The 24,086-nt window shown below is 62.7% G+C and carries 19 protein-coding genes; 1 reads left to right on the forward strand and 18 read right to left on the reverse strand.

Annotated features, from left to right (window positions below):
- Positions 1–56: 56 nt before the first annotated feature.
- The 18 genes from HWX14_RS27590 to gbpA form a co-directional block, all read right to left on the reverse strand.
- Positions 57–1,745: a S8 family peptidase gene (locus HWX14_RS27590; RefSeq protein ID WP_244130373.1), complete on the reverse strand. Its 1,689-nt coding sequence runs from the start codon at positions 1,743–1,745 to the stop codon at positions 57–59.
- A gap of 54 nt (positions 1,746–1,799) precedes the next feature.
- Positions 1,800–2,525 (reverse strand): response regulator transcription factor, encoded by a 726-nt coding sequence (locus HWX14_RS27595; RefSeq protein ID WP_244130357.1) that lies wholly within the window; start codon positions 2,523–2,525, stop codon positions 1,800–1,802.
- 451 nt (positions 2,526–2,976) lie between these two features.
- Positions 2,977–3,726 carry a hypothetical protein gene (locus HWX14_RS27600; RefSeq protein ID WP_175885484.1) on the reverse strand — a complete coding sequence of 250 codons (750 nt, stop codon included), beginning with the start codon at positions 3,724–3,726 and terminating at the stop codon, positions 2,977–2,979.
- A 279-nt stretch (positions 3,727–4,005) separates the two neighbouring features.
- The gene (locus tag HWX14_RS27605; protein WP_175885485.1) at positions 4,006–9,039 is read right to left on the reverse strand and encodes a YadA-like family protein; all 5,034 of its coding nucleotides are present in this window, start codon (positions 9,037–9,039) and stop codon (positions 4,006–4,008) included.
- A 203-nt stretch (positions 9,040–9,242) separates the two neighbouring features.
- Complete coding sequence (locus tag HWX14_RS27610) at positions 9,243–9,476, reverse strand: hypothetical protein (RefSeq protein ID WP_175885486.1); 234 nt, start codon at positions 9,474–9,476, stop codon at positions 9,243–9,245.
- Between the two features lie 259 nt (positions 9,477–9,735).
- Positions 9,736–10,272: a type II secretion system protein gene (locus HWX14_RS27615; protein WP_175885487.1), complete on the reverse strand. Its 537-nt coding sequence runs from the start codon at positions 10,270–10,272 to the stop codon at positions 9,736–9,738.
- Positions 10,259–10,657 carry a prepilin-type N-terminal cleavage/methylation domain-containing protein gene (locus tag HWX14_RS27620; RefSeq protein ID WP_175885488.1) on the reverse strand — a complete coding sequence of 133 codons (399 nt, stop codon included), beginning with the start codon at positions 10,655–10,657 and terminating at the stop codon, positions 10,259–10,261. Before HWX14_RS27620 ends, HWX14_RS27615 begins: the two co-directional genes overlap by 14 nt.
- Positions 10,632–11,120 carry a prepilin-type N-terminal cleavage/methylation domain-containing protein gene (locus HWX14_RS27625; RefSeq protein ID WP_175885489.1) on the reverse strand — a complete coding sequence of 163 codons (489 nt, stop codon included), beginning with the start codon at positions 11,118–11,120 and terminating at the stop codon, positions 10,632–10,634. The genes HWX14_RS27620 and HWX14_RS27625 overlap by 26 nt, the downstream gene beginning before the upstream one ends.
- Positions 11,117–13,177 (reverse strand): secretin N-terminal domain-containing protein, encoded by a 2,061-nt coding sequence (locus HWX14_RS27630; RefSeq protein WP_175885490.1) that lies wholly within the window; start codon positions 13,175–13,177, stop codon positions 11,117–11,119. Before HWX14_RS27630 ends, HWX14_RS27625 begins: the two co-directional genes overlap by 4 nt.
- A 30-nt stretch (positions 13,178–13,207) precedes the next feature.
- Complete coding sequence (locus HWX14_RS27635; RefSeq protein ID WP_175885491.1) at positions 13,208–13,693, reverse strand: hypothetical protein; 486 nt, start codon at positions 13,691–13,693, stop codon at positions 13,208–13,210.
- The gene (locus HWX14_RS27640) at positions 13,690–14,244 is read right to left on the reverse strand and encodes a hypothetical protein (RefSeq protein ID WP_244130358.1); all 555 of its coding nucleotides are present in this window, start codon (positions 14,242–14,244) and stop codon (positions 13,690–13,692) included. Before HWX14_RS27640 ends, HWX14_RS27635 begins: the two co-directional genes overlap by 4 nt.
- Complete coding sequence (locus HWX14_RS27645; protein WP_175885492.1) at positions 14,241–14,762, reverse strand: hypothetical protein; 522 nt, start codon at positions 14,760–14,762, stop codon at positions 14,241–14,243. Before HWX14_RS27645 ends, HWX14_RS27640 begins: the two co-directional genes overlap by 4 nt.
- Complete coding sequence (locus tag HWX14_RS27650) at positions 14,759–15,511, reverse strand: hypothetical protein (RefSeq protein WP_175885493.1); 753 nt, start codon at positions 15,509–15,511, stop codon at positions 14,759–14,761. The genes HWX14_RS27645 and HWX14_RS27650 overlap by 4 nt, the downstream gene beginning before the upstream one ends.
- Entirely contained in the window at positions 15,492–17,132 is a 1,641-nt protein-coding gene (locus HWX14_RS27655; RefSeq protein ID WP_175885494.1) for a GspE/PulE family protein, read from the reverse strand. Before HWX14_RS27655 ends, HWX14_RS27650 begins: the two co-directional genes overlap by 20 nt.
- A gap of 51 nt (positions 17,133–17,183) precedes the next feature.
- Positions 17,184–18,374: a type II secretion system F family protein gene (locus tag HWX14_RS27660; RefSeq protein WP_175885495.1), complete on the reverse strand. Its 1,191-nt coding sequence runs from the start codon at positions 18,372–18,374 to the stop codon at positions 17,184–17,186.
- The gene (locus HWX14_RS27665) at positions 18,371–18,889 is read right to left on the reverse strand and encodes a transglycosylase SLT domain-containing protein (RefSeq protein ID WP_175885496.1); all 519 of its coding nucleotides are present in this window, start codon (positions 18,887–18,889) and stop codon (positions 18,371–18,373) included. The genes HWX14_RS27660 and HWX14_RS27665 overlap by 4 nt, the downstream gene beginning before the upstream one ends.
- Positions 18,864–19,310: a type II secretion system major pseudopilin GspG gene (gene gspG, locus HWX14_RS27670; RefSeq protein ID WP_244130359.1), complete on the reverse strand. Its 447-nt coding sequence runs from the start codon at positions 19,308–19,310 to the stop codon at positions 18,864–18,866. The genes HWX14_RS27665 and gspG overlap by 26 nt, the downstream gene beginning before the upstream one ends.
- 220 nt (positions 19,311–19,530) lie before the next feature.
- Positions 19,531–20,991, reverse strand: coding sequence for an N-acetylglucosamine-binding protein GbpA (gene gbpA / locus HWX14_RS27675; protein ID WP_175885497.1), 1,461 nt, complete (start codon positions 20,989–20,991; stop codon positions 19,531–19,533).
- Between the two features lie 272 nt (positions 20,992–21,263).
- Here gbpA and HWX14_RS27680 point away from each other — a divergent pair, with 272 nt between their 5' ends.
- Positions 21,264–24,080: a glycosyl hydrolase family 18 protein gene (locus HWX14_RS27680; protein WP_175885498.1), complete on the forward strand. Its 2,817-nt coding sequence runs from the start codon at positions 21,264–21,266 to the stop codon at positions 24,078–24,080.
- Positions 24,081–24,086 lie beyond the last annotated feature (6 nt).

The raw sequence follows: 24,086 nt of genomic DNA on the forward strand, positions 1-24,086 counted from the left end.
GTCGCCGAAAAATGGGACCCCTCAGCGCCGCTCGCTCAGATGTCAGCCCCGCTTGATCAATGGCCGCCGCTATTTCGCCCGGCTGCGGCAGCCGATACCGCGGCATGCGCATCGACTATCCCGTGCCCCGGCGCAATCACCCTGCACGACCGCGTCTTCGATAGGATCGATGTAAAGCGTGCGGTGCGCTTCAGGATGCTCGCGACCTCGGAAGGGGTCAACCAGGGATTGGTCGTCAGCATCAGCGACACCACGCCCGACACCTGCGGCGCGGCCAGGCTCGTGCCGTGCATATAGTCGTAGGACGCATCGGCCGGCGCCTGCTTCCCGGTATTCGAAAGCGTCCAGATGTTCGTTCCCGGCGCGCTCAGCGTCACGCGCGGATGCGTATTGCTGTCCGACACGCGACGACCGGTCCGGTCGCTTCCCGCCACGGAAATCACGCCCCGACAATTCGCCGGCGCGTCGATGTCGTTGACACCGTCATTACCCGCAGCAGCGACAACGGTCACACCGTGCCCGACGAGATCGTCGACTGCGTCCTGAAACGTTCGGCTGCAGGCACCGATCGAGCCGAGGCTCAGATTGACGACCTTGGCCGGATGCGGATTGTCCGGTGCGCCGACCACCGGCAGCCCCGCCGCCCATCGCATCCCGTCGACCACATCGCTGGTCTGCCCGCCGCCCTTGCCGAGCACGCGCACCGGCAGGATGCTCGCGCCATGGCGATCTTCCCAGCCATTCATGCTCGTCGTCGCCGCCACGACGCCGGCGATGCCCGTCCCGTGCCAACTGCTGTTCCGCACGGTTTGTCCAAATCCAGCAGCCTCGTCCTGACCCATCCAGTCGCCGGGGTCTCGAGCATCCGAACCCCGGCCGCTGCCATTCGCGGCAAACGTATCGGTGACGAAGTTGTACCCGGGAAGCAGATGCGGCACGAGGTTCGGGTGATGCGTCACACCGGTGTCGAGTACGGCCGTCACCGCGCGGGGCATGCCTTGCGTGACACGCCATGCGTCCTCGATCCGGATCCCGGCGTCGACATCGCGCAGATACCATGTGTCGCCATGTTGGCCATCGGGTTGCTCGAAGGCGAACGAATGGACCGGGTAATTGAACTCCGCGTATTCGATTTCGGGCTCGCTTGCGAGCGCGTCGACAATATCCGCCATCGAATCCGTTGCGGCCGACACCTCTACCACCGCGGCGCCACCTGACATCAAGCGTTTTACCGAAAGCAGATTGCCTGACGGGCGGCCATCGGTCGAACCGCTTCCGAGCGTGTGCAACGACACGGACGCATGGCGTTGATTGACGCGCTCGACCACGCGATCGAGCCGCTCCCGCTCGCGTATGTCGCCCGCCGTCGCGGCACTGTAGCGTTGCACCTCGCCGGATGACGGCCGCATCTTGACGATGACCTCGTTGCCATAAGACGCCGCGGCGCGAGTCGACGACGGCGTGACCGATGTGTCGTCGGCAAGGCACTGCCGATACCACGTGTCGTCATCCTCGTGCGTATTGGTTCTGGATTTTCCCGACTCCTCGCCACGGGTCGTTTCCGAAATCACGTTGCCGTGACTTTCCTCCTGCTTACCACCACTTTCTCCGGAATCGCCGCCGCATGACGAAAGCAATGCGGCAACCATCACAAAAGCGGGGCATAACGACGGAAGTCTATTGCGATTTTCAATCATGTCGAACTCGAAACCTTGATTTAACGATGACGTGGCCGGCCCTTTCATTTCCAATGAATCGCCGCCTGTAGAGGGACGAACCGCGAGCAAACCCAGGATGGTTCAATTCCTCCAAAGCATGTCTCGCACGGCGTCCACCAGATCGACGTCGGTCTTCACGCCGAACTTCCGCATTGCACTGGCTTTCTGGGTACTGATCGTCTTTCGACTTCGGCTGAGCTTTTCCGCGATTTCCCCCACCGCCATTCCGCGCTCGAAAAGCCGTACCACGTCCAGCTCGCGCGGCGACAATAAATTGGTTCGCGTTCGTCTCCCGCTACCTCTGCCGGAATCGCACAGCACCTCTCCCGCGATATCCGGATCGACATACTTTTTGCCGCGCATGACCTTCTCGACGATCTTCGGCAGGAAAAGCGAATCATCGCTGGACTTCACGACGAACGCCGAGACTCCTTTTTTCAGCACGCGCCGAACGGACAACCCGTCCCTCAGCTCGGCCAGCAGAATGATCTTCACCTCCGGATGATCTCTCCGAATGGTTTCAAGCATCCTCATCCCGTCCGGCTCCGGATCGTCGCCGAACGAATAGTCGCAGATCAACACATCGCACTGGCTGTTCGTCAACAGCGAAGCCATGCCGGACAACGTACTCGTTTCGGCGACGATTTGCATATTTTCCGCACTCGAGAATATGTACCGTAGCCCCTGGACAATCATCGGATAGGAATCCGCGACGACAATATTTATTTTCCTCTCCATAAATAAGCTATCCGGAACCGGCGCAGACGGAGGTGAACTCAAATAACTCTCGCGATCAATAAAACTCATTGAGGGAAATTCCAAACATGGCTATCAAAAAATTGCCTCGAGGACGCCTCCGAGACGACAGAAGGTATCAAGTCACTGCGACAGTGCGCCATCCCAAGCTGGAGATCCCGGCGCGAACGGCCGCGTGAAGTCCAATGCCCTGAACGATAGCGCTCGACATCACCTCAAGGGACTAGAAAATTCTCATCGTCAGCACAAAGAAACGCACATTCTTCGCGCATCATTGGATGGTCGAAGTTGACGGCGCTCGACCGGCGCTGAGATGCGTGGGTGATCCACATGCGTGACTGCCCGGCATGTTCGCGTGACTCATGCCTGTCGTTCCCGGTGCGGGTGGCATGTCACGCCCGACCGAATGGCATTGTCCGGTCATGCGGTCTGAGCCGCACGCATGTTGAATGGATTCTGGATCGCGTGGATTTCGATCGGACCGCGAACGCATTACATGCTGTCAGTCCCGGATCAGGCGCGGGTGCTCGACGGAGTTGAAGTACAACCCGCCCTCTGCGGGATCGGGATGGGAATGGGGCTCGCGCGGGAAAGCGCGATCCAGCGTTACTTCGCGCCAATACGCGAATTCTGCGTCGGTCATGCCGATTGCCTCGGCCACGCTCCCCGTCGGGACCGAATGCTCCGCGTTGGCTCGCCCATTCGCGCGCGCGCCTTGCACCTGGGCACGCCCGCGGGTTTTGCCAGACTTCATCACCGCTTTCGGCACCACCGTATCAAGCACCGGCTCGTGATGCGGTACCGCACGCTCCGGAAGCGCCGTCGCACCTGTCCCCACATCTGCAACACGCGAATCCGAATCGTCAACAGCGGCCACACGCGCCGGCACTGGTGCCGATGGGATCGAAATTGCACCCCGGTAAACGGTATCGGGAGATGGCGGCACGGGCCTGCTTTCCAGTAGATGCGTCGCAATACTGCACGACGCCGCGAAGGCGAGGCCGATGGCGAGCATCCGCCGCCACGAGCGGGGCGGCGGATGCTGATTCAGCCACGCACGGTTGCCGGACCCGAAATCTTCGGCACACGCTTTAGCCTGGTCACGCGCGATCCCGTGCGGACACAAGTCGAACACGCGGAGCGCCGGCCGCCGGCTTTTCACGTATGCGCTGCTGCGCCGACCGTATGGCGGCGGCACATCGGAAAAAGGGGTGACGAGCGGTAGTGCGAAACGACCGGTGATGTCCTGCATATCCGTATATAGGCGACGAATTTACCGACACGTGACGCGCCGCCTCGTCCCTCCTTCGGGTTTAATGGAACGTCGAGTATCGCTGCTGATGGCGATCACCGTATATCAGCCAAGGACGAATCGGCGTAGTGCGGCGTCGGCCGATTCCCATTCCCGCGCGAGGATCGATCGCGTGAACCGGGATTGTTTCGATACCTGGATTGGATGTGAATAAAAAGGACCCGCAAGTTGCGGGTCCGAAAATACCGGAGCGGATCTCGCGCTCCGTCAGTCAGTCAATTACCACTGATACGATGCCCCGATGCCAACGGTGTTGCCGCCGCTCGACAAGCCCACACCGGCCTTCATCTTCAGGTTCTTCGTAATGCGGGCCTCCCCGCCAAACGCGATCGCCTGATAGCCTTTGTAGCTCGCACTGCCGATACCGAACGACAGCATCTTGCCCGGGTCGACCCCCGGGATCATCGTCAATGCCGTGGCCGCCGCGATGCCCGAATAGGCATTGCGCGATATGCCGTTGATCTGGCCTTGCAGACCACCGACTGCCCGGTCGAGCTGCCCCTTGGTCGCCGCATCTGACGCATTAAAGCCATCCGCGATGTGGACGATCCGGCGATTGCCCTGGTCGGACCCATCACCGAACGAGACCGTGTTGTCGTCATTCGCGACGGAACCCGCACCGATCGCAACGCTGTTCTCGCCGCGAGCCGACGCGCCCTGCCCGATCGCGGTGCTGTTGGCCGCATGGGCATCGGCGCCGGCTCCCATCGCCGTGCCGCCCGCGGCGCCCACCGTCGAGTTCGCGCCGACGGCCGTGGCGTTACCGGCATCGCCATTGATCGTCGAAGCCGAGCCGATCGCAACGCTATTGCTGCCATTGCCCAGGTTCACCGGTGTGACCGCCCGGCCTGCGTCGCCCGAGCCGCTGATCAAGTCATTGCTGACCGTGCCGCCCGTTTCGCCGCCCGAACCGCCGCCCGTGGCTTCGATCCTGTCGATGCGATCGTCCATCGTGCCGAGGCGGCTTTCGAAGTCGCTTTGCAGCGAAGAGAGTTGGCCATAGTTGACTGCGTCGTACTGGTTCTTGCCGTCGGCAACATGGGCAAGTATCACGGGCTCTGCCGCCGGGCCGCCCAGCGTCACCGATCCGTAGTTCGGGTTGCCCTGTGCGTCGACGTCGTAGCGCACCGCCCGCGAATCCGTCGCGCCGCCGCTGGCCGCTGCGGCCTTAATTGCGTCCCCGACGTTATCGTAGTCCTCGCCGCCGACGTGATACTTGGGCGCCGTCACGTTACCGTTGGCGTCGATACGCGCGCCGCCGCCCAGCGCCGCAGCAACGCCGCTCAACTGCTTTACGTTCACGGCATCGGCATCTTGCACGCCCGCTGCAACATTGACGATCTGGCGCAAGCCAGCCGTGCCACCGCCTACCGATACGGTGTCGGCTCGATTCGCCTTGGAACCTGTACCCAGTGCCACGGCATTATTCGCCTCCACGCTGGTGCGTGCGCCCAGCGCCATCGCGCCGATCGCGCCCTGCGCCACGTCTGCCCCCGTGCCGAACGCAATGCCATCGATCGCATCGGTTCCCGATTGGGCGTTATTGCCGATCGCAATTGAATTCAGACCAATTGCCTGCGCCTCGTGATTACCCACCGCGATTGCGTTTTCCCCGTTTGCCTGCACATTCGAACCAATTGCAAGCGCGGCCGCTCCATTCGTATACACATGTGAACCGATGGCTACCGAGTCGGGTTGTCCGGCACCCGTTTGCGCCGTACTACCGATCGCCACCGAATTATCCGAGTTCGCGGTGGCACTCACGCCGGCAGCAAACGCATCCGCCCCCGCGGCCGCGGAACCCACACCGATTGCGATTGCGGTGTGGTCCACGTCACCGTCAGTGACAGTTGCAGTGCTGTTCGCGACCTTGCCTGCAACGCTAAAAAAATCCGATGGCGCATCCGGATTCTCCAGTGTAAACCGGGACAGAAGGCGCGACTGATCGGCTGCCACATGCGATTTCAACTCACCCAACGCAGTAAACAACTGTGCCCCGTTGATCGCATCCGTACTCCTGGGGGCAATCTCCCCCGCCTTCACGTGGACGATCTTGCGCTCGCTACCGGCAGCGCCGACGGATACTGTCATCGGATCAGCAGCAACGGAATTGAACCCAAGCGCGACCGCTCCGGACGCTACGGCACGTGCGCCAGCGCCAAATGCCAGTGTGTTAGGGCCACTCGCCGAAGCTTGCGATCCGATCGCGACCGCCTGATTACCACCGGCGATGGCGGGCGCGCCATTGGCTTTGACCTTGATGTACTTCAACTGGATGTTGCCCTCTTCCAGATCGCTCGTCACGGTCGACAGTCCCGTGTTCAGCTGCCGCCAGTTCACTGCGTCGGTATCGGCAACGCCGTCTGCCACGTTCTTCAGCGCGACCGTGCCGGACGCGTCCGCACCGCCCAGCGTCACCGAGCCTCGATCCGTCGTGCCGTCCGCCTTTCGGTCATACGTCACCGCCGCAACCGACTTGCCCGTGTCGTCCACCAGACCGGAATTGGCAAACTCGCTGCGCAGGTTCTCGACGTTCGTTGCGTTCGTCGTCACGCGGCCATCCAGATTCGACACCGCATCACCCACGCTTGCCACGGTTTTCGTGCCGTCTTCCAGCGCGTAACTCGGTGCCGTCAACTGGCCTGCCTCATTCACCGTCGCGCCACCGCCCAGCGCTTTCGCCACGATCTCCGACGCGCCGAACAGCTGCGAACCGTTTACCGCGTCCTTGCTCGTCGCGCTCACCACGCCCGGCGCCACGTTCTTCAGTGCCACCGCGCCCGGCGCATCCGCACCGCCCAGCGTCACCGAGCCTCGATCCGTCGCGCCGTCCGCCTTTCGGTCATATGTCACCGCCGCAACCGACTTGCCCGTGTCGTCCACCAGACCGGAATTGGCAAACTCGCTGCGCAGGTTCTCGACGTTCGTTGCGTTCGTCGTCACGCGGCCGTCCAGATTCGACACCGCATCACCCACGCTTGCCACGGTTTTCGTGCCGTCTTCCAGCACGTAACTCGGTGCCGTCAACTGGCCTGCCTCATTCACCGTCGCGCCACCGCCCAGCGCTTTCGCCACGATCTCCGATGCGCCGAACAGCTGCGAACCGTTTACCGCGTCCTTGCTCGTCGCGCTCACCACGCCCGGCGCCACGTTCTTCAGTGCCACCGCGCCCGGCGCGTCCGCACCACCCAGCGTCACCGAGCCTCGATCCGCCGTGCCGTCTTCCTTTCGGTCATACGTCACCGCAAGCACCTTGCCCGTGTCGTCCATCAGACCGGAATTGATAAACTCGTTGTGCAGATTCTCGACGTTCGTTGCGTTCGTCGTCACGCGGCCGTCCAGATTCGATACCGCATCACCCACGCTTGCCACGGTTTTCGTGCCGCCTTCCAGCGCGTACTTCGGTGCCGTCAACTGGCCTGCCTCATTCACCGTCGCGCCACCGCCCAGCGCTTTCGCCACGCTCTCCGATGCGCCGAACAGCTGCGAACCGTTCACCGCTTCCATGCTCGCCCCGTCCACCGTGCCGGCCGCAACGTTCTTCAGCGTCGTGCCGTGTTCGCCAGCCAGCTTGACCGTGTTCTTCGTTTCATCTTCATACTCAACCGCATTCGGATCCGTACCGGTACCAATCTCCGCTGCGGCCGCAATCGCCTCACCGACGTTATCGTAGTCCTCGCCGCCGATGTGATACTTGGGTGCCGTCACCTTGCCGTTGGCGTCGATACCCGCACCGCCGCCCAGCGCCGTAGCAACGCCGCTCAACTGCTTTACGTTCACGGCATCGGCATCTTGCGTACCCGCTGCAATGTTGACGATCTGGCGCAAGCCAGCCGTGCCGCCGCCCACCGACACGGTATTGGCTCGATTCGCCAGGGAACCCGTACCCAGCGCCACGGCGCTATTCGTGTCGCTTGCCACGCTGGCACGTGCACCCAGCGCCATCGCGCCAGTCACACCCGGCGCAACGTCTGCGCTCGTGCCGAACGCAATGCTGTCGACCGCCCCCGTCGCAGACTGCGCGCCATTGCCGATCGCAATTGAATTCTGACCGATTGCCGCCACCCCGTGATTACCCACCGCGATCGCGTTGTCGCCGTTTGCCTGCACGTTCGAGCCAATCGCAAGCGCGCCCGCTCCACTGGTAAACGCATGTGAGCCGATCGCTACCGAGTACGGTTGCCCAGCACCCGTTTGCGCCATGCTACCGATCCCCACCGAGTTGTCCGAGAGCGCGTTGCTGCTCAAACCGATCGCGATCGCGTCTGCCCCCGCCGCCTGAGAGCCCACGCCGACCGCGGCGGCGGTCGTGCTGTCCCGGTCGCCGGCTGCGATACTGGCGTTGTTTGGCAAGCTACCGTCCGCACCCATGCCGTCGATCGACACAAAATCGGAGACAGCCTGAGCCTTGGCAGCGAGCGGATTGGCCATCAGCAGGCTGGGGCGCGACTTCAAATTCGACGATAGCGTGTCGGCCCGGCCAGACATCTGCTCGATGGTTTTTGTCGATTGAGTCACGTTCACTGCGTCAATATCTGCCGTACCCGCGCGCATGTTCTCAATTTGACGCTGCTGCTTGTCGTTACCGACCAACACCGAGTAGTTTCGATTCGTATTGGCCCCAGCATCCGGCGCGACCACGTCGCCGACGCCGGCATATACGGTGGCGCCGCTCCCGGCGGCATCCGTCCCCGACCTTCTCGCAGTTGCGTCGCTTCCGAAGGCCGACGCCGCGTTGTCGGAGGCTCGCTCGCCGACGGCGATCGAATACGAACCCAAGGAGATGTCATAAAGCGGCATCGCATTCGCACTGACTGATAGTTCGTTCGCGGTTGCGGAGAGCATTCTCGACGATGCCGTATCGGTAGCCATCGCTGCAAGCGAAGTGAACGGACCGCATTGCCCCAATACCGCGCGCGCTCCGGAAACACAGTGAGCGCTTACGCCATCGACCGAGCCGCCATGCGTTTTAGCACCGGCGGACCCGACCATTCCGGCACCGATGGAAAGCGCCACCAAGACAGGCGCCTTACGCAATCCGGCGGCATTTTCCCGTGCCGTCACGCGCACACTTTCAGCCACATTCAAAATGGGACGATAGATCATTGCCTCGGCGGAAACCCCGTGACTCCGCTTGGTTTTTACGAGCGCCTTTTTCAACGATTTTCCGCCGGAGCCAGCTTTCGTAATTTCGGAAGCCGCTGCCCACGTGCCGCTGGATGCATTCCAAACTACCTTGTACGACTTATTCATAAAACACTCTCTATCTCATCACAACATAGCGTCATCCATCAGCATGGAGGACCACTGCCATCCAACGACCAAACCGTCGAACTCATCGACTTGTATCGTCTTGGCCCATAGCCACGAAATCCTCGGGATTCGCGCCCCCGGTCATCGCTGGTGCGCTTGAACGCGCCGGCCATCCGACACCAAAACCTCATGGATTATCGATGTCATCCGATGCCACGAAATACAGGAAATGGCGTAAAAAAAGGCTCTTTTCGACCTATTTTTTGCCGCATCAATAGGCCGATGCCGATGCCGATGCCGATGCCGATGCCGATGCCGATGCCGATGCCGATCAAAAAAATCATCGCCGCCATGCCAATGGCATGGCCATATACGCTCGAGCCGCATGGGCTTCGGCACAACGGAATGCAAGCGACCATCGATTCCGTGTCAAACACGAGCGCAAGCGATCAGCTTTTGTCTGGATGGCGCAATCTTTACGATCGGGAAATTTCGCTTGTCGGGAAATGCCGCTGGAATACCTGACCCGGTCGGATCCGGCGTTTTTCCGGTTACTGTCTCAGGGCCTGGCATCGGGGCCATTCCAGCGCATGACCCGTTCCACCGATGCGTCGGTTCGATCGACATGCACATTGAATCCAGTAGCTGCGTTGTCCGCACACGTCACCGCAACGGACATTGCCGCTCTCGCGCCATTCACCGCGAGCCGGGGCCATCGCCCGAAAGCACTGCGTCGGCACCGGACACACCGCTCTCCCGCACGACGGGCAAATAAACGAACACCCAATCCGAATAGGCATCCTTGTCATCGAACGCCGCATAGTCGTCCGCGAACCCTCGCCGTTTCAGCGGCTGACCTTTCGCGCGGCTATACACGCCCATCACGCCGCCACCGGGCGCCTCGACGATTCCCCAGTCGGCGGAACCGGTCAGCGGATCCGGATAAACGCGCCGCAGATGCCGCAACACGCGCGGCCCGCGCCGGTCGTCGACGAGCGCGTCGAGCGACGGCGGAAAGCGGCTGCCTTCCGCCGAGTTGTAGTAGCTCGCAATCGCGCGACACATCTGGTCGCCAACGAACATCAGCTCCGCCTCCCGCTCGCGCTGCTGGACGGTCTGCCAGGCCCGCGCGACCTGGGTCATCCCAAGCGCAATCGCGCCGACCAGCATCAGCACACCGAGATACGCGATGCCGCGCTCGCGCGGCCGCCCGTATCGCTCACCACGCGTCATAAGGACTCCCATCGACGGCTCGCCCCTTCGCGCCGCTGTGCACATCGCGTACACCGCCCGTATCGCCCTGCTGGATCACCCAGGTCGTACGCTTGCCCGTCAGCGGATCGAGCGGGACGTCATGCAGGTAGCGGCCATCGACAAGCGCCTGCAACGACTCCGGGTCCCGGCCGTGGTCGGCGCGATAGTCGTCGATCGACTCGCGAAGCGTCGTCAGGTTGTGACGCATCACGGTTTCCTTGGCGCGATCGCCTTGCTTCAGATAGCCGGGCGACACGAGTGCGGTCAATGTTGCAATGATCGCCATCACCACGAGCAATTCGATCAACGTGAATCCGCGCGCAGCGCGACGCCCCCGGCTACCACTGGTTGTACGGAACGCCATTGATTCCCTCCTCACGATTACTCGACCGGACGTCGAACACGTCCTTGCCGGACGAAAAGGATTCCGGATCGCTGTCATAGCCGCGCGTTTCCCACATGTCCTCGGGCGCCTTGCCGTCGCAGTCGCACATCGGATCGATCGGGATGCGCCTCAGAAAATAAAGGTGCGCACCGCCCGGATTCTTCTTGTCCTCGACGCCATCGACCAGCGTACGAAGATCCGGCGGATAGCCGCTGTCGTCGATGCTGCGCTCGATATGCCCGGCGTCGGACGCGCGCTTGTACGCGTCGAGCGCGGTTCGGATCGTGACGAGCGAGCGTCGTAATTCCGTTTCGTGTGCGCGACGCTTGGCGAGCTCGGCGAGCGGCAGCGCGACCGTCGCGAGGAGTGCGAGCAGCGTCAGCGACGCGAGCAGCTCAACCAGCGTGAAGCCGCGTGACGCGCGGGGGCGTCGACAGATCATGCGACGGCTCCCGGCCGCGCGACGCCTCGCCGCGATTTCGGCGAATCATCGCGCCATGCATAGGCATCGCCGTGCGTCGTATCCGGCGATGCTGCGGCTTGCTCGCGGTCACGCGCCCCCTGCGATCCTCGGGCATCCACATCACGCGTTCGCATCATGCCTGCCCCCGGCGGCCGCTCGGTGCCACCCGGCGACGTACCGGCGCGTCCCTCTGCCCGCCGTGCGTCTGCCGCGCCATCGGCGGACAGGATCGGATCATCGAGTTCCGGCGGCGCGGCATCGGCCGGTCGCGCCGACGAAGCGGCCGACTCGAGCGTCAGCGGCTCGGTCGTGACGCGTGTCTCCGTACCGGACAGGAACGTGGTCACCGCCGCCTCCGGCAGGTCGAGATTGCGCTCGATGTGCGGCGTGATCAGCAATACGATTTCGGATTTCTCGTCGACCGTCGCATTCGAACCGAACAGCCGGCCCAAGAGCGGCAATCGGGACAATCCCGGCAGCCCCGTGACGTCGGTGCTTTCGCTGCGCTTCACCAGACCGGCCAGAATTTGCGTCTCGCCGTTCTGCGCCGTCATCAGCGTCTCCGCATTGCGCGTGCCGAGCGAATAGGCGACGAGCCCCGTCTTCGTCGTCTCCTTCGACAGGATGCTGCTGACTTCGAGATTGACCTTCACGCTGACTTCATCGTTCAGGCTGATGCGCGGCTCGACCTTCAGACTCAAGCCGACGTCCTGGTAGTTGACCGATTCGCTGACCACGCCGTTCGCATTGGTGGTCGTCACGATCGGTACGCGCTCGCCGATCTTGATGTTCGCCTTCTCCATGTTGCGCACGCGGATCTTGGGGTTGGCCAGCGTCTTCGTCTTGCCCTGCTTCTGCAGCAAATTGATCGCCATCGACAACGCACCGGCCTCGCTCGACACGCCGACCCGGTCGCGATTGATTCGCAGCAGATCGCCGAGCGTCATCGGCGCGGACGCAACGCCGGCGAGCGCATCGAACTGGACCTTGCCGGGATACGCGACGCCTAGATCGAGCTGGTCGTTCATGTTGACCTCGAGCACCTGCACGTCGAGCGTGACTTCCGACTGCGGAATATCGAGGCCCATCACGATGCGCTCGGCAACGCGAATCGTCTCCGGCGTGTCGCGCATGACGACCGCATTGACCCGCTCGTCGACATAGATGTCCTTCGGCTTGATCATCTGGCGCAATGCGGTCATCACCGACTTCGCCTCCGCATGCGACAGGAAAAACGTGCGAATCGCGAACTCCGTGTAGTTGCGGGCCTTTTCAGGCTGCGACGGGTAGACGAGCAGCGTGTGCTTGTCGAGCACCTTCTTCTCGAGCTGGTTGGTGCGCAGCAGCAGGTTGATCGCATCCTCGGCCGTGGTGCGGCCGGCAAGCAACGTCGCCTGCTTGTCCATCTGCACGTCCTGGTCGAACACGAAATTCACACCGGACATCCGCGAAATCACATCGAAGATGCTGCCGATCGGCTGTTCCCGGAAATTGAGCGACACCGGCTTGCGCAACGTGTCGGCCAGCTGCGGCCGCGCCGTGCGACTCGGCTTCGACGCACGCAGCAATGCGCCGTGCAGACGTTTCGCCTCCGAATGATTCGGCTGCTCCGCGAGAATGCCGCGCACGATTTCAAGCGCCTCCATCGGATGGCTGTCGCGCAATCGCTCGGCCCGCAAGAAGTCGTCTCGCAACTGCTGGCCGCGTTCGACACGATGCAAGTCCTGCAGCGCCTTCAGGTTGCCCGGCTCCTCGCTCAACGCATTGCCGAGATGGCCGATCGCGGCCGCATAGTCGCCTTGCGCGGCCTGCGTTTCAGCCTGCGCAAGTTCGCCGCGGACGTAGTTCTGCTGCGCGACCGGCAACGCAATGGCCACGTCGAGATCGTTCGGGGCGGTGGCCTGCCGCGTCTTCAACGCAGCGAGCGCATCGTCGGAGCGTGGGGACGCCGGCGTTGCCGGTGTCGACGGGGTGCCCGCGCACCCCGTCAGCGCGAACGCCGCAAGCACCGCAAGCAAACTGATGGTGTATTTCATGATGAAGTCGGGAATCTCGTTTAATTCTGTTCAAGGCGTCGCTACCTGCAGCGGCAGCGTAAATTCAGTACCGGCCGCATCGGCGATCAACGCGCCGTGCTCGGTCACGCGCTTCAGCCGGTAGCCGTCTGAAATTTGTTCGCCCGGTGCGACCGCACCACGTACGTCGCAGCGGCGCTCGCACAGCAGCCGCAACACGAAACCATCGTCGAGGACAAGCACGCGTTGGGCACCGTCGTGCCATTCACCCGTCAGCGTGAACGGCGGGGCAACCGGCTCGGGATCCGTGGCGGGGCCGCTGTCGAACGACTCGTCATCCGGTCGACCGGACGGGCCGGGCGGCACGGCAGCCTCCGCCGGCTTCCCGAGCGATGCCCACTGTTGCGACGGGAATACGCCGACGACCGCTCGCGAGTCGGATTGCGAATCGACCGGCTCACTCGATGCAGCAACGGCGCCAACGGTCAGGGAAGCCGCCAACATCATGCGCGGCAGTAAACGAAATGCGGCGATCATGCGTCCGGCCCCAGAATGCTGACGCGTACATCGATCTCGAGCTGCACATCGTCGATATTGTCGCGGGCGAGCGTCATGCTCTCGACCCGTACCATCGGCTGATCCGAGATTGCACGCAGCGCGGCCCGCAAGTCCGCGTAGGTGCCGCTCGCCGCAATATCGATGGTCATCCGGCGCAGTTGGCCCTTCACCTCGACGTCGTGCCGGTACGTCGCGTGCTTGCGCTCGACGCCATTCCGTTCGAGCAGCTCGAACACGGCGTAGGCTTGTTCGGCAACGCGCAGCTTTTGCACATCCCGCAACGTCATGCCGCGCGTGTCACGCGGCGATCCCTGCTTCGCCAACGCGGAGAGTGCCCGGCTCGCGTCGGCGCGCGCTTCGACGAGCCTGTCCGCTTCCGGCTGAAAGTAGCGCACGTGTGCAATCGGAACCGCCGCGGCAACGATCGCCGCGGCGAAGCCGACGGCGCCGAGCCGGCGCCGGGTCACATACGCGGCCCAGCGCAGACGATCGCGGCACGTGTCGAAATCGAAACGAATATTCCAGTTCATGATGCCTCGACGCTCACACTGAAGAGGTAGACGTTGCGCCCCGCTATCGTCTGTATGCGATGCTGAAGCAGACCGACACGGCGTTTTTCATGCCGCTCATGCAAGCGTTCGACGAACTGGAACACCTGGGAGAGATCCGCTGCGCCACCTTCGATTCGTGCGCTACGCCCGGCCTTGTCGACCGTCAGCTGAGTCAACGCGATCTCAGGCACCCACGCGCGCTCGATCCAGTCGACGACCTCCAATCCGGATCCGTCCTGTTTCGCCCGCTGGTGGGCAAGCATGTGCTCGATGCGCTTCTGTTCCGGCGTCATGTTCTTCTGCCTGCGCCGTTCACGCTCTACCGCTCGCTGCCGCAGTTCGACATCGGCATCGATCTGCGCGACCTCCTCCTCGAGCTGCGCAATACGTGTCACGTTTTCCGCGACACTTCCCAGCGCGATGGCGGCGACGCCAAGCATCGCGACGGCCCATGGCCTGATTCGGCGTCGTGTGGACAGGAAATCCAGCGAATTCATTCCGGCTCCCCCTCCTGCGACAGCGGGTACAGCGTGGTACCGCTCGCGGAATCGGCAATGCCTGCCGTATCGGGCACACGCGTCGCATAGGTCTGCCCGATCAACGGCAGGCCGCTCATCAACGCCGCCGCACCGGCCAGATCGTCGACGCGCTGATCCGCGCGATACGGCAACGTGACGATGTCCGCCCATTCCCCATCACGACGGAACAGGCACGTCGCGACGTCGCGTTGGCGCAGCAGCACCTGGAGATCGCGCTCACGCATGAGCTTCCGATGCGTTTGCAGCGCGACCGACAGTACATCGCGGCACCCGGTCAATTTCCAGCCGGTCGCCCGGCTCGCCTCGATGCATCCGCGCAGCACGTCGTCGGACAACGCAACGGCAAGCCGCGCTCGGCCGAACCGCGCAGGCTCGATCCGGATCGCGAGCGGTATGCGCAACGCGCGGACGTCGAACAGCGCGCGTCCATAAGCACACCATGCGGCGTCCGACCACACGCCCGACTGCCAGGGCAACACGACCGCCTGCGCCCACGGATACGCGAACTGCAGGCGTACCCGGTTGAACAATGCGTTTCGCGCCTTCGGCAGGCCGCTGAGCGCCGCGGCGAACGCAAGCGCCGGCACGCCCTCGTGCGCGATGTCGATCAGCGGTCCGTCGGCGCGACGCGATGCACCGGCCCCGGTCCAGATACGCAGCCGGTGTGCGTCCACGTGCGCGAATGCGTCATTGAAGATCGATCGCACGCTGCACCTCCTGGAATGTCGTCAGCCGCTGCCGGACCGCTTCGAGACCTGCGTCGCGGATCGACTGGTAGTCTGCGTTGCTTGCGAGCGCCTGCATCCGCTTGTCCAGCGAGCGCTCGAGCAATGCGGACTTCATTGCCGCGTCCAGCGGCAGGACTTCCGCCAGACCGATCCGGCCGTGATACCCGGTACCACGACAGGTGTCGCACCCGGCGCCCGGCTTCACCACGTGACGCAAATCGTCAAGCGATGCGGCATCGAGGCAGTCGCTGCCGCCACCATGCGAGTCTCCGCACACGGTGCAGATGCGCCGCACGAGTCGCTGGGACACGACGCCGTTCAGCGCTTCGAGAAACGTAGACGGCTCGACGCCCATGTAGATGAAACGATCGATCACGCTGAAGCCGTCGTTCGCATGCACGGTCGACAGCACCCGGTGTCCCGTCAGCGCGGATTGCACCGCGATCGATGCAGTCTCTTCGTCGCGGATCTCGCCGACCATCACGGTATCCGGATCGTGCCGCAGAATCGCGCGCAAGCCGCGCGCAAACGTCAACCCCTTGCGGTCGTTCACCGGAATCTGAAGTACACCCGACAACTCGTATTCGACGGGATCCTCGATCGTGATGATCTTGTCGTCGCCATTGTTGATTTCGGACAGCACGGCGTAGAGCGTCGTCGATTTCCCGCTGCCGGTCGGGCCGGTCACGAGCATCAATCCGTATGGGCGATGGGCGAGATCGCGCACCCGCCGCGCGGTGCGTGCGTCGAAGCCGAGTACATCGAGGCTGACTTCCTGGCCGCGATCCGACTTGTCCAGCACGCGCAGGACGGCATTCTCGCCATACGTCCCCGGGATGATCGACACCCGGTAATCGATCTGGCGCCCTTGCAGCGCCACCTTGAACCGACCGTCCTGCGGCACGCGCTTTTCGGCGATGTCGAGCGAAGCGAGAACCTTCAGCCGTGACATCGTCTGGATCGCGATCTCGATCCCCGGGATACGCCTGATGGCCTGCAACACGCCGTCGATCCGGTAACGGACGGCGAGCCCGTCTGGCGCGGCCTCCAGGTGGATATCGCTCGCGCGAGCCTGAAGCGCATCGTACAGCGCCATATTGACCAGCCGGATGATCGGACTCTCGTCCTTCGCGATGCTCGACAACGTAATCGACTCGATCGCATGTTCGAGCGAATCGCCGCGCGCATCGAGTGTCACGTCGTCATCCATCAATCGCTCGTTCGCCTCGGCTTCTCCAAGCAGACGCTCGACTTCGCCCGGCACGCTCACCGCAAACGCGACCGGACGATGCGCAAAGCGTCCGAACAGCTCGTCCCGGGTCACACGTGCGAACGGATCGGCCAGTACGAAGCACAACGCATCGTCCAGCTCGACGGGCAGCACGCGCAGCGCCAGCGCATCAGCGAGCGGCAGCAGGTCGAACCGCGTGCGTGCCGCACGCAAGGCGTCAGGCCGGACCGCCCCGATGCCAAGCGACTCGGCCGCGTCGGCAAGCCGCGACGTTTCATTCGCCACGGCGTTCATCATGTAGCCCGCGACGCCCATGCCGGCCTCGTCGGCTTCGGCTTTCCAGCGTTCGGCAGCAGATTGCATTTGCATGTTCTCTTGTCCTTCTATTTGAATCGAACGGTCAACAGCGCCACGCCATGGTCAGCCGATGCTGTCCGCCAGTTCGAATACCGGCATGTAAAGCAGAACGACGACCGTGCCGACGATTGCGCCGACCGCGAGCATCAGAACCGGTTCGAATACCTTGCTGATCATTTCGATTGCCCGATCGATCTCGGCATCGTGGAACTGTGCGATGTGTTCGCACATGCCGGCTAGATCGCCACTCTGCTCGCCGACGCGCAGCAACCGTTCGGCGACCGGTGTGGTGAGCGCGTGTTGTGCGAGAACGGCAGACACCGTCCGGCCCGCACGCAACTCGACGAGCGCGGCGTCAAGCCGCAGGCAATATTGTTCGGGGAGCGCCCTGCCCGCCAGCTCGAGGGCCGTCAATGCCGGCGTTCCTCCGCCCGCGAGTAGGCCAACGGTTCGGTAAAAGCGTGTCAGCGCGAACAATGCAGCGACATCCCGCACCCTCGGCAGCCGCCACAACAGCATCCGGCCGAGCCGCTTCAATGCACCGCCGCGGATCGCAACGAAGCCGAACGTCACGGCGGCTGCTAGCGCGATGCAGATCGCGCCGCCGTGGTTCTTGAGCAGGTTCGACCAGGCGAGCATCGCTCGTGCGGTCGCCGGCAGCGTATTCATCGTTTCGAACACCGTGGCGAACCGCGGAATCACGAAAAACGCCATGAAAAGCAGAATCGCGCAACCGATCCCGATCACGAGCGCCGGATAGACGAGCGCACCCACCACACGCTTGCGGATATTCGCTATACGCGTCTCGTATTGCAGATAGCGCTTCAGCACGTGCGGCAGCTGGCCGCTGCCTTCCGCCGATTCGATCGTCGTGACGAGCAGGGCGGGAAACACGTCAGGCTGCCGCGCGAGCGCCACGGACAACGGCTGGCCCTCGACCATCACGGCGACGATGCGGTCCAGCACGGATTTCGATGCACGATCGTCGCCTGTCTTGTCGCGTAGCGCCTGCAGCGCTTCGAGCAGTACGAGCCCCGCATCGAGCAGCGTCGACAGCTCCTGCAAAAACAGTGCGAGGGCAAACGCAGGCCGTTTGGTCCGTTTTCCGAATCCCGCACGGCGATTGATCGTCACGACGATTCCGGCGGAAGGACCCAACTGCGCGCGGACATCGGCCTCGTCGATACCATGCGCGATCCGCTCCACGATACGGCCGTCGACCAGCAGTTGGACGTCGAACGCCTGCGTGCTCACCGTCGCCACCTCGCGAGCCTGATCATGTTCGCGGTGCGATCGCTCGTGAGCTTGCGATACACCTGCCAGACCTTCGTCGCATACGCCTTGCGCTCGGCCGTGCGGTTCGGTGCCGAACCGGCGTTGTACGCGCCGACCGCATTCCAGGTGTAACCGTGACGCTCGACGAAGCCGGCCAGGATGGATGCGCCGGTATCGATCGCCGTGCACGGCTCTTCGATCAACTGTCGTTTCGTGATACCGGCCTTGCTCAGTCGGGGCAGATGCGTGCTGTTGATCTGCATCAGCCCGAGGTCATAGGTACCGTTCCGGTTCCTGTTGAACGCGCGTGGATTCATCGACGACTCGATCTCCGCGATCGCCACGAGCAGCAGCGGATCGATGTCATGACGCTCGCCGGCCAGCGAGAAGCAGTCCTTCGCGACAGCGCTCGACGTACCCACTGCGAAGCCGACAGCCACGAGCAGTCGACGCACGAGCGCGCCGCGCTCAAATACCGTAGACAAGATCTGCATCGACGCCGCTCCCGCCTGGTCTTCCGTCACGCCCCAGCGACACGATTTCCGCCTCGCTGTCGCGGCCCGGCACGTTCCATTGATATGCCCGCCCCCACGCATCCTTCGGAACGGCTTTCGCAAGATAGGGGCCGTTCCAGCCGTCAGCGTCCTGAGGCATGACGACGAGCGCATCGAGCCCTTCGTCCGGCGTCGGGTAGCGCCCGGTATCGAGACGGAACTGGGTAAGCGCATCGCCCACCGTCTTCATCTGCGCCTCGGTCGATTTCACCTTCGCCTTGTCGACCTGCGAGAATAGCTTCGGGCCCACGTAGCCGGCCAGCAACGCAATGATGAGCAACACGACCAGCAGTTCGAGCAGCGTGAAGCCCTTTTGCGCGCGCGACAATCTGCCCGCGCGCAACGCACGATTTGATTCCAAGATTTTTTCCTCGGTGGAAGTAATGCGGATTCCGAATGAAATCCGGCTTGGCGCGAACGCCTGCTTCGAAGAAGGATGTGTCGTGGGCGTGGACGCACAGCGCCACGCAAGCGCCGGCCGGGCAGCAACCCGGCCGGCGAAGGGATCAACATCAACCCGCTATCGAAATGCGGCCGCGCATCCGGTGGGTGCCCTGGCCGTTGCTTTCATTGCATGGCACTCACTTGCCGCAAGTACCGAGATCCTTCCAGACCTTGCCCGTATGGTCGGCGCCCGTCGTCTCCGGATTGCCCGGAGCATCGCCCCGCGTCCACCAGCGTGCCTCGTAGATGCGCCCGTTGCGCACCACCTTCGCGCCGCCCGTGTACGCTTCGCCCTGTTGCCATTCGGCATGGCAACGTACGCTCTCGCCGTGACCGGATTCGTCGACGAACCTGAATGTGGTCGTTTCCTGCTTCAGCGTGCCGCCTTCGATTTGCGACGTCGCGACCGCCGTGTGGGTGCCCGGCTTCGCATTCGCGACGCCGACGTTCAGATCGCCGTGCAGTCGCATCGTGGCAGACTTCGAACCGACCAGCGCGTTCGCCGCGTCATAGACCTTGACCGTCACATGCGTGTTCTTCGAATGGTTGAATTTCAGGAAGAATTTCGCGAGCGCCTTGCCGTTCTGGATCCTGAACTCGGGGTTCGAGGTCATGCTGAACCCTTCGTCGAGGCCGACGTCCTGCTTCTTGTCGATCGTGGTTTCAGTGCGAATCACACCGCCGCCTTTCTTCGCAAACACGTCGTTCTTGCCGAGCGCGGGCGCGATGCGGCCGTCACGCGAAATGCCCGCGATCAGGTTCGCCGCCTGCGTGCGATTGATTTCCTTGGCCAGCAGCATCGGCCACATGTTGCGCTCACCCTGCTCCGCCGTCGCAATCGTCACCGTCGTCTTCATCGACGGCACCTCGCCGCTCGCCTTGAACACGCGGTTCGTCACCTTGTCGCCGGCCTTCAGGTCCATCGTCGGCGCGATGTTGCCGACCGCCGACCAGGACGGTTTGTCCGGATCGGTATGACTGCCGTCCGACTTGATGTTCAGGTCGGCCACGTTGTAGAACATGCCTGCCGTGTCGCCGACCTCCCAGGTCGTCAGCATCACGTGGTAGCCACTCCGATCCGACGGCAGCGTGCAGACGTGAGGCCCGATCTGATCGGCCTTCTTCATCCCGCCATCGATCGTGCAGAACGGCGTGAGGTCGAGTTGGTCTCGCGTGATCGGTCGATTCGGATTCCATCCCTGTTTCGTCAGATAGTATTTGAATCCCTTCGTCACGTGCGGTGCCGTGAAGACCCACTTGAACTTGTGCGTGCCCGGCTTGATGTCATTGATCTTCCAGCGATCGACGGCCTGTTCGTTCAGCTCGCTGAATTGCGGCACGCCGCCACTCGCGATCTGGCTATCGGGCGCGCCACCTTGCGGGAATCCCTGTTTGCCTTCGATGCTCTGAGGCTCCCAGGTGACCGAGCCGCAGTTGAAGTTCTGAGCCGGGCCACGCTTGGAACTGCAAAGCAGATTGCGAGACGGCGGATCGGCAAGATACCCGTGCGCGAACGCTTGCTGGGTAAAAAACATCGCCGCGCATACGGCGAGCGGCGACAACCTGGCAGCGGCGTAATACGTAGACTTCTTCGTCATGGTTCTTTTCAGTAGATTCGATGTGCCGATAGGGTCTTCGACAGGGATTGATCTGTACCGGCAATGAATCCGGCGGGATTGCGCCGTACCTGCACGCGCATCGCAGTTTCGTCGGCCATCGCTCCCGCGCCCACGTTCCTGAACTTTTTCTGAACCGGGGGCGGCCGCTCACGCGTTTTCGTCAAGCATTCGTCAAGATTGTTAGGCATGCGTCGGTCAAGAGAAAACACTGCGCACGTCTTCTCGGACACTCTCCTACTCTCATCAGGACGATGCTCAAATTGAATCAAAAAAATCCATATTCCTGTCAAACCGCGCGCGCAAGCCGGGTCAGGACGCTTCCTATCGCGGTGCTCGCGGCCGCGAGCACACTGTGTTTCGCGAGCCATGCGCTTGCCGCCCCCGGGAAGCCGTCGCTCAAATCCTATGAAATCACCTCGAAGCCGCACGGGTTCGTCGAGATCGACTTGCAAAAGGCCATGGGCGGCGGCCCGACCTACAAGGACGTCGTCAAGCTGAACAAGAAGGTCGGCGTGCCGTTGCCGTTCGATATCTGGAGCAACGGCACCGCCGTGAAGGCTGTCGCGGTGGTCAACGGCGTCGTCGATCCGGCGTCCGAGGTCAGGATGACGCCCGGCGGCACGCAAAGCGGCCAGGTGGTCGCGAACGTGAAGACGCCCGGCGTGAAGAAAATGCAGGTGCGCGTGACCGACGCAAATGGTGCATCGAGCGACAGCGCCCCCATCGACGTGACCGTGTTCGATACGCTTCCCGAACTGGCGGACGACCTGCCCGACAACGCGAGCAAGGCCAACAAGCCGTACAAGAACACCTCGGGCTCGGTGGTCGGCACCTACTTCGCATCGTGGTCGATCTACGATCGTCACTACAACGTCGACAACGTGCCGGTCGAAAACCTCACGCACATGCTGTACGGCTTCATCCCGATCTGCGGCGGGCAGAACGTGAACGGATCGCTCGCGCATGACATGCCGAGCTCGTTCAATACCCTGCAGCAGAGCTGTTCGGGCCTGCCCGACTTCAGCGTCACGATTCACGACATCTACGGCGAAATCGCGAAGGCGCTGCCGGGCCAGGGTGCGAACTCGAAGCTGAAGGGCGTGCTCGGCCAGATGATGGCCGCGAAGAAGCGCAACCCGCAGTTGAAGATCCTTCCGTCGATCGGCGGCTGGACGCTGTCCGATCCGTTTTTCCAGATGCATGATCCGGCCAAGCGGAAGGTGTTCGTCGATTCCGTCGAGCAACTGCTGCGCACGTGGAAGTTCTTCGACGGCGTCGATATCGACTGGGAATTCCCGGGCGGCAAAGGCGCCAATGCATCGATCGGCAATCCGCAGACGGATGGCGCGCTGTACGTGACGCTGATGAAAGAGTTGCGACAGATGCTCGACAAGATGTCGAAGGAGACCGGCAAGACGTATCAGCTGACGTCGGCGATCGGTTCGGGGCAGGACAAGATCGGCGTGGTGAACTACAAGGACGCCACGAAGTACATGGACTACCTGTTCGACATGACGTACGACTTCTACGGTGCGTTCAGTCTGACCGAGCTGGGTCATCAGACCGCGCTGTATGCACCGGCCTGGAAACCGGATACCCGCTACACCGTCGACAACTCGATCAAGGCGCTGATTGAGCAAGGTGTCGATCCGAAGAAACTGGTGGTCGGTACCGCCATGTACGGGCGTGGCTGGACCGGCGTGTCGGGCTACACGGACGACATTCCGTTCACCGGCACGGCGAAAGGCCCAGTCGCCGGCGGCTGGGAGCCGGGCGTGCTCGACTACAAGGCGATCGCGGCAAAGATGGTCGGCCCGAACAACACGGGTATCAACGGCTACGAGTACCGTTACGATCAGCAGGCCGAAGCGCCCTATGTCTTCAACAAGAGCACAGGCGATCTGGTTACCTTCGACGACGAGCGGTCCGTAGTCGCAAAGGGAGAATATGTACGCAAACAGCAGTTGGGCGGATTGTTCTCGTGGGAAATCGATGCGGACAACGGCGACATCCTGAACGCGATGCACAAGGGCCTGGGCCACGACGGCGGCCATACGGGCAACCGCGCGCCGATCGCCAATGCCGGCGCCAACCTGACGGTGACCGGAGCGAAAACGATCTCGCTCGACGCATCGCAGTCGCGCGATCCGGACGGCGACAAGCTGACGTTCAAGTGGGAGCAGATCGGCGGCGATTCACTGAAGATCGGCAATCCGACGAGTGCGAAAGCGACCGTGGACGTGCCCTCCGTCAAGCAGGACACGAAGTATACGTTCCGTGTCACGGTCACCGATCCGGCCGGTCTGCATGACAGCGCGCAGGTCGTCGTGACAGCCAGGGTCGATTCGTCAGAGGACCCGACACCGGTGAAGAACCATCCGCCCGTTGCACGCCTCGACGGTCCGGCAACGGTCGCGGCCGGCCAGAACGTGGTGCTCTCCGCGGAGAAATCGACCGATCCGGACGGCGACAAACTGACGTTCGAATGGTCGGTCCCGTCCGGGATCAACGCACAACCTGCCGGTGCAACGTTGCGTTTCAGCGCACCGTCGCTGCCGAAGAATCAGTCGTTCGCCTTCTCGGTCAAGGTGAGCGACGGCAAGCTGTCGTCCACCGCGACGCACACGGTGATCGTGAAAGCAAACGAGTCGGGCGGTGGAGAGAAAGGCAAGCACCCGGCGTACAAGCCAGGCGGTCCGTACAACGCCGGCGACATCGTATCGAACGCGGGCAAGCTCTACCAGTGCAAGCCGTTCCCGTACAGCGGCTGGTGCTCGGGCTCGCCTGCAGCCTATGAACCGGGCAAGGGCTTCGCATGGAACGATGCATGGAAGCTCTATGGCGACGATACAGGCGGTGGGGGTGGCGGTGGGGGTGGCGAGAGCGACGACCATCCGCAATACAAGGAAGGCACCCAATACAAAGCAGGCGACATCGTGTCGAATCAAGGCAAGCGGTATCGCTGCAAGCCTTTCCCGTACACCAACTGGTGCTCGATGTCCGCCTGGGCGTATGAGCCCGGCAAAGGCAGCGCGTGGGAACAGGCATGGGAGGAATACACGAAATAACGTGAT

It is taken from the genome of Burkholderia sp. BCC0044, from assembly GCF_902832955.1.
GTDB lineage: Bacteria > Pseudomonadota > Gammaproteobacteria > Burkholderiales > Burkholderiaceae > Burkholderia.

Bases quoted from the DNA above. Each gene is read 5' to 3' on its own strand.
- HWX14_RS27590 (WP_244130373.1), bottom strand. From the start codon at position 1,745: ATGAAAGGGCCGGCCACGTCATCGTTAAATCAAGGTTTCGAGTTCGAC.
- HWX14_RS27595 (WP_244130357.1), bottom strand. From the start codon at position 2,525: ATGAGTTTTATTGATCGCGAGAGTTATTTGAGTTCACCTCCGTCTGCG.
- HWX14_RS27600 (WP_175885484.1), bottom strand. From the start codon at position 3,726: ATGCAGGACATCACCGGTCGTTTCGCACTACCGCTCGTCACCCCTTTT.
- HWX14_RS27605 (WP_175885485.1), bottom strand. From the start codon at position 9,039: ATGAATAAGTCGTACAAGGTAGTTTGGAATGCATCCAGCGGCACGTGG.
- HWX14_RS27615 (WP_175885487.1), bottom strand. From the start codon at position 10,272: ATGACGCGTGGTGAGCGATACGGGCGGCCGCGCGAGCGCGGCATCGCG.
- HWX14_RS27620 (WP_175885488.1), bottom strand. From the start codon at position 10,657: ATGGCGTTCCGTACAACCAGTGGTAGCCGGGGGCGTCGCGCTGCGCGC.
- HWX14_RS27625 (WP_175885489.1), bottom strand. From the start codon at position 11,120: ATGATCTGTCGACGCCCCCGCGCGTCACGCGGCTTCACGCTGGTTGAG.
- HWX14_RS27630 (WP_175885490.1), bottom strand. From the start codon at position 13,177: ATGAAATACACCATCAGTTTGCTTGCGGTGCTTGCGGCGTTCGCGCTG.
- HWX14_RS27635 (WP_175885491.1), bottom strand. From the start codon at position 13,693: ATGATCGCCGCATTTCGTTTACTGCCGCGCATGATGTTGGCGGCTTCC.
- HWX14_RS27640 (WP_244130358.1), bottom strand. From the start codon at position 14,244: ATGAACTGGAATATTCGTTTCGATTTCGACACGTGCCGCGATCGTCTG.
- HWX14_RS27645 (WP_175885492.1), bottom strand. From the start codon at position 14,762: ATGAATTCGCTGGATTTCCTGTCCACACGACGCCGAATCAGGCCATGG.
- HWX14_RS27655 (WP_175885494.1), bottom strand. From the start codon at position 17,132: ATGCAAATGCAATCTGCTGCCGAACGCTGGAAAGCCGAAGCCGACGAG.
- HWX14_RS27665 (WP_175885496.1), bottom strand. From the start codon at position 18,889: ATGCAGATCTTGTCTACGGTATTTGAGCGCGGCGCGCTCGTGCGTCGA.
- gbpA (WP_175885497.1), bottom strand. From the start codon at position 20,991: ATGACGAAGAAGTCTACGTATTACGCCGCTGCCAGGTTGTCGCCGCTC.
- HWX14_RS27680 (WP_175885498.1), top strand. From the start codon at position 21,264: ATGCTCAAATTGAATCAAAAAAATCCATATTCCTGTCAAACCGCGCGC.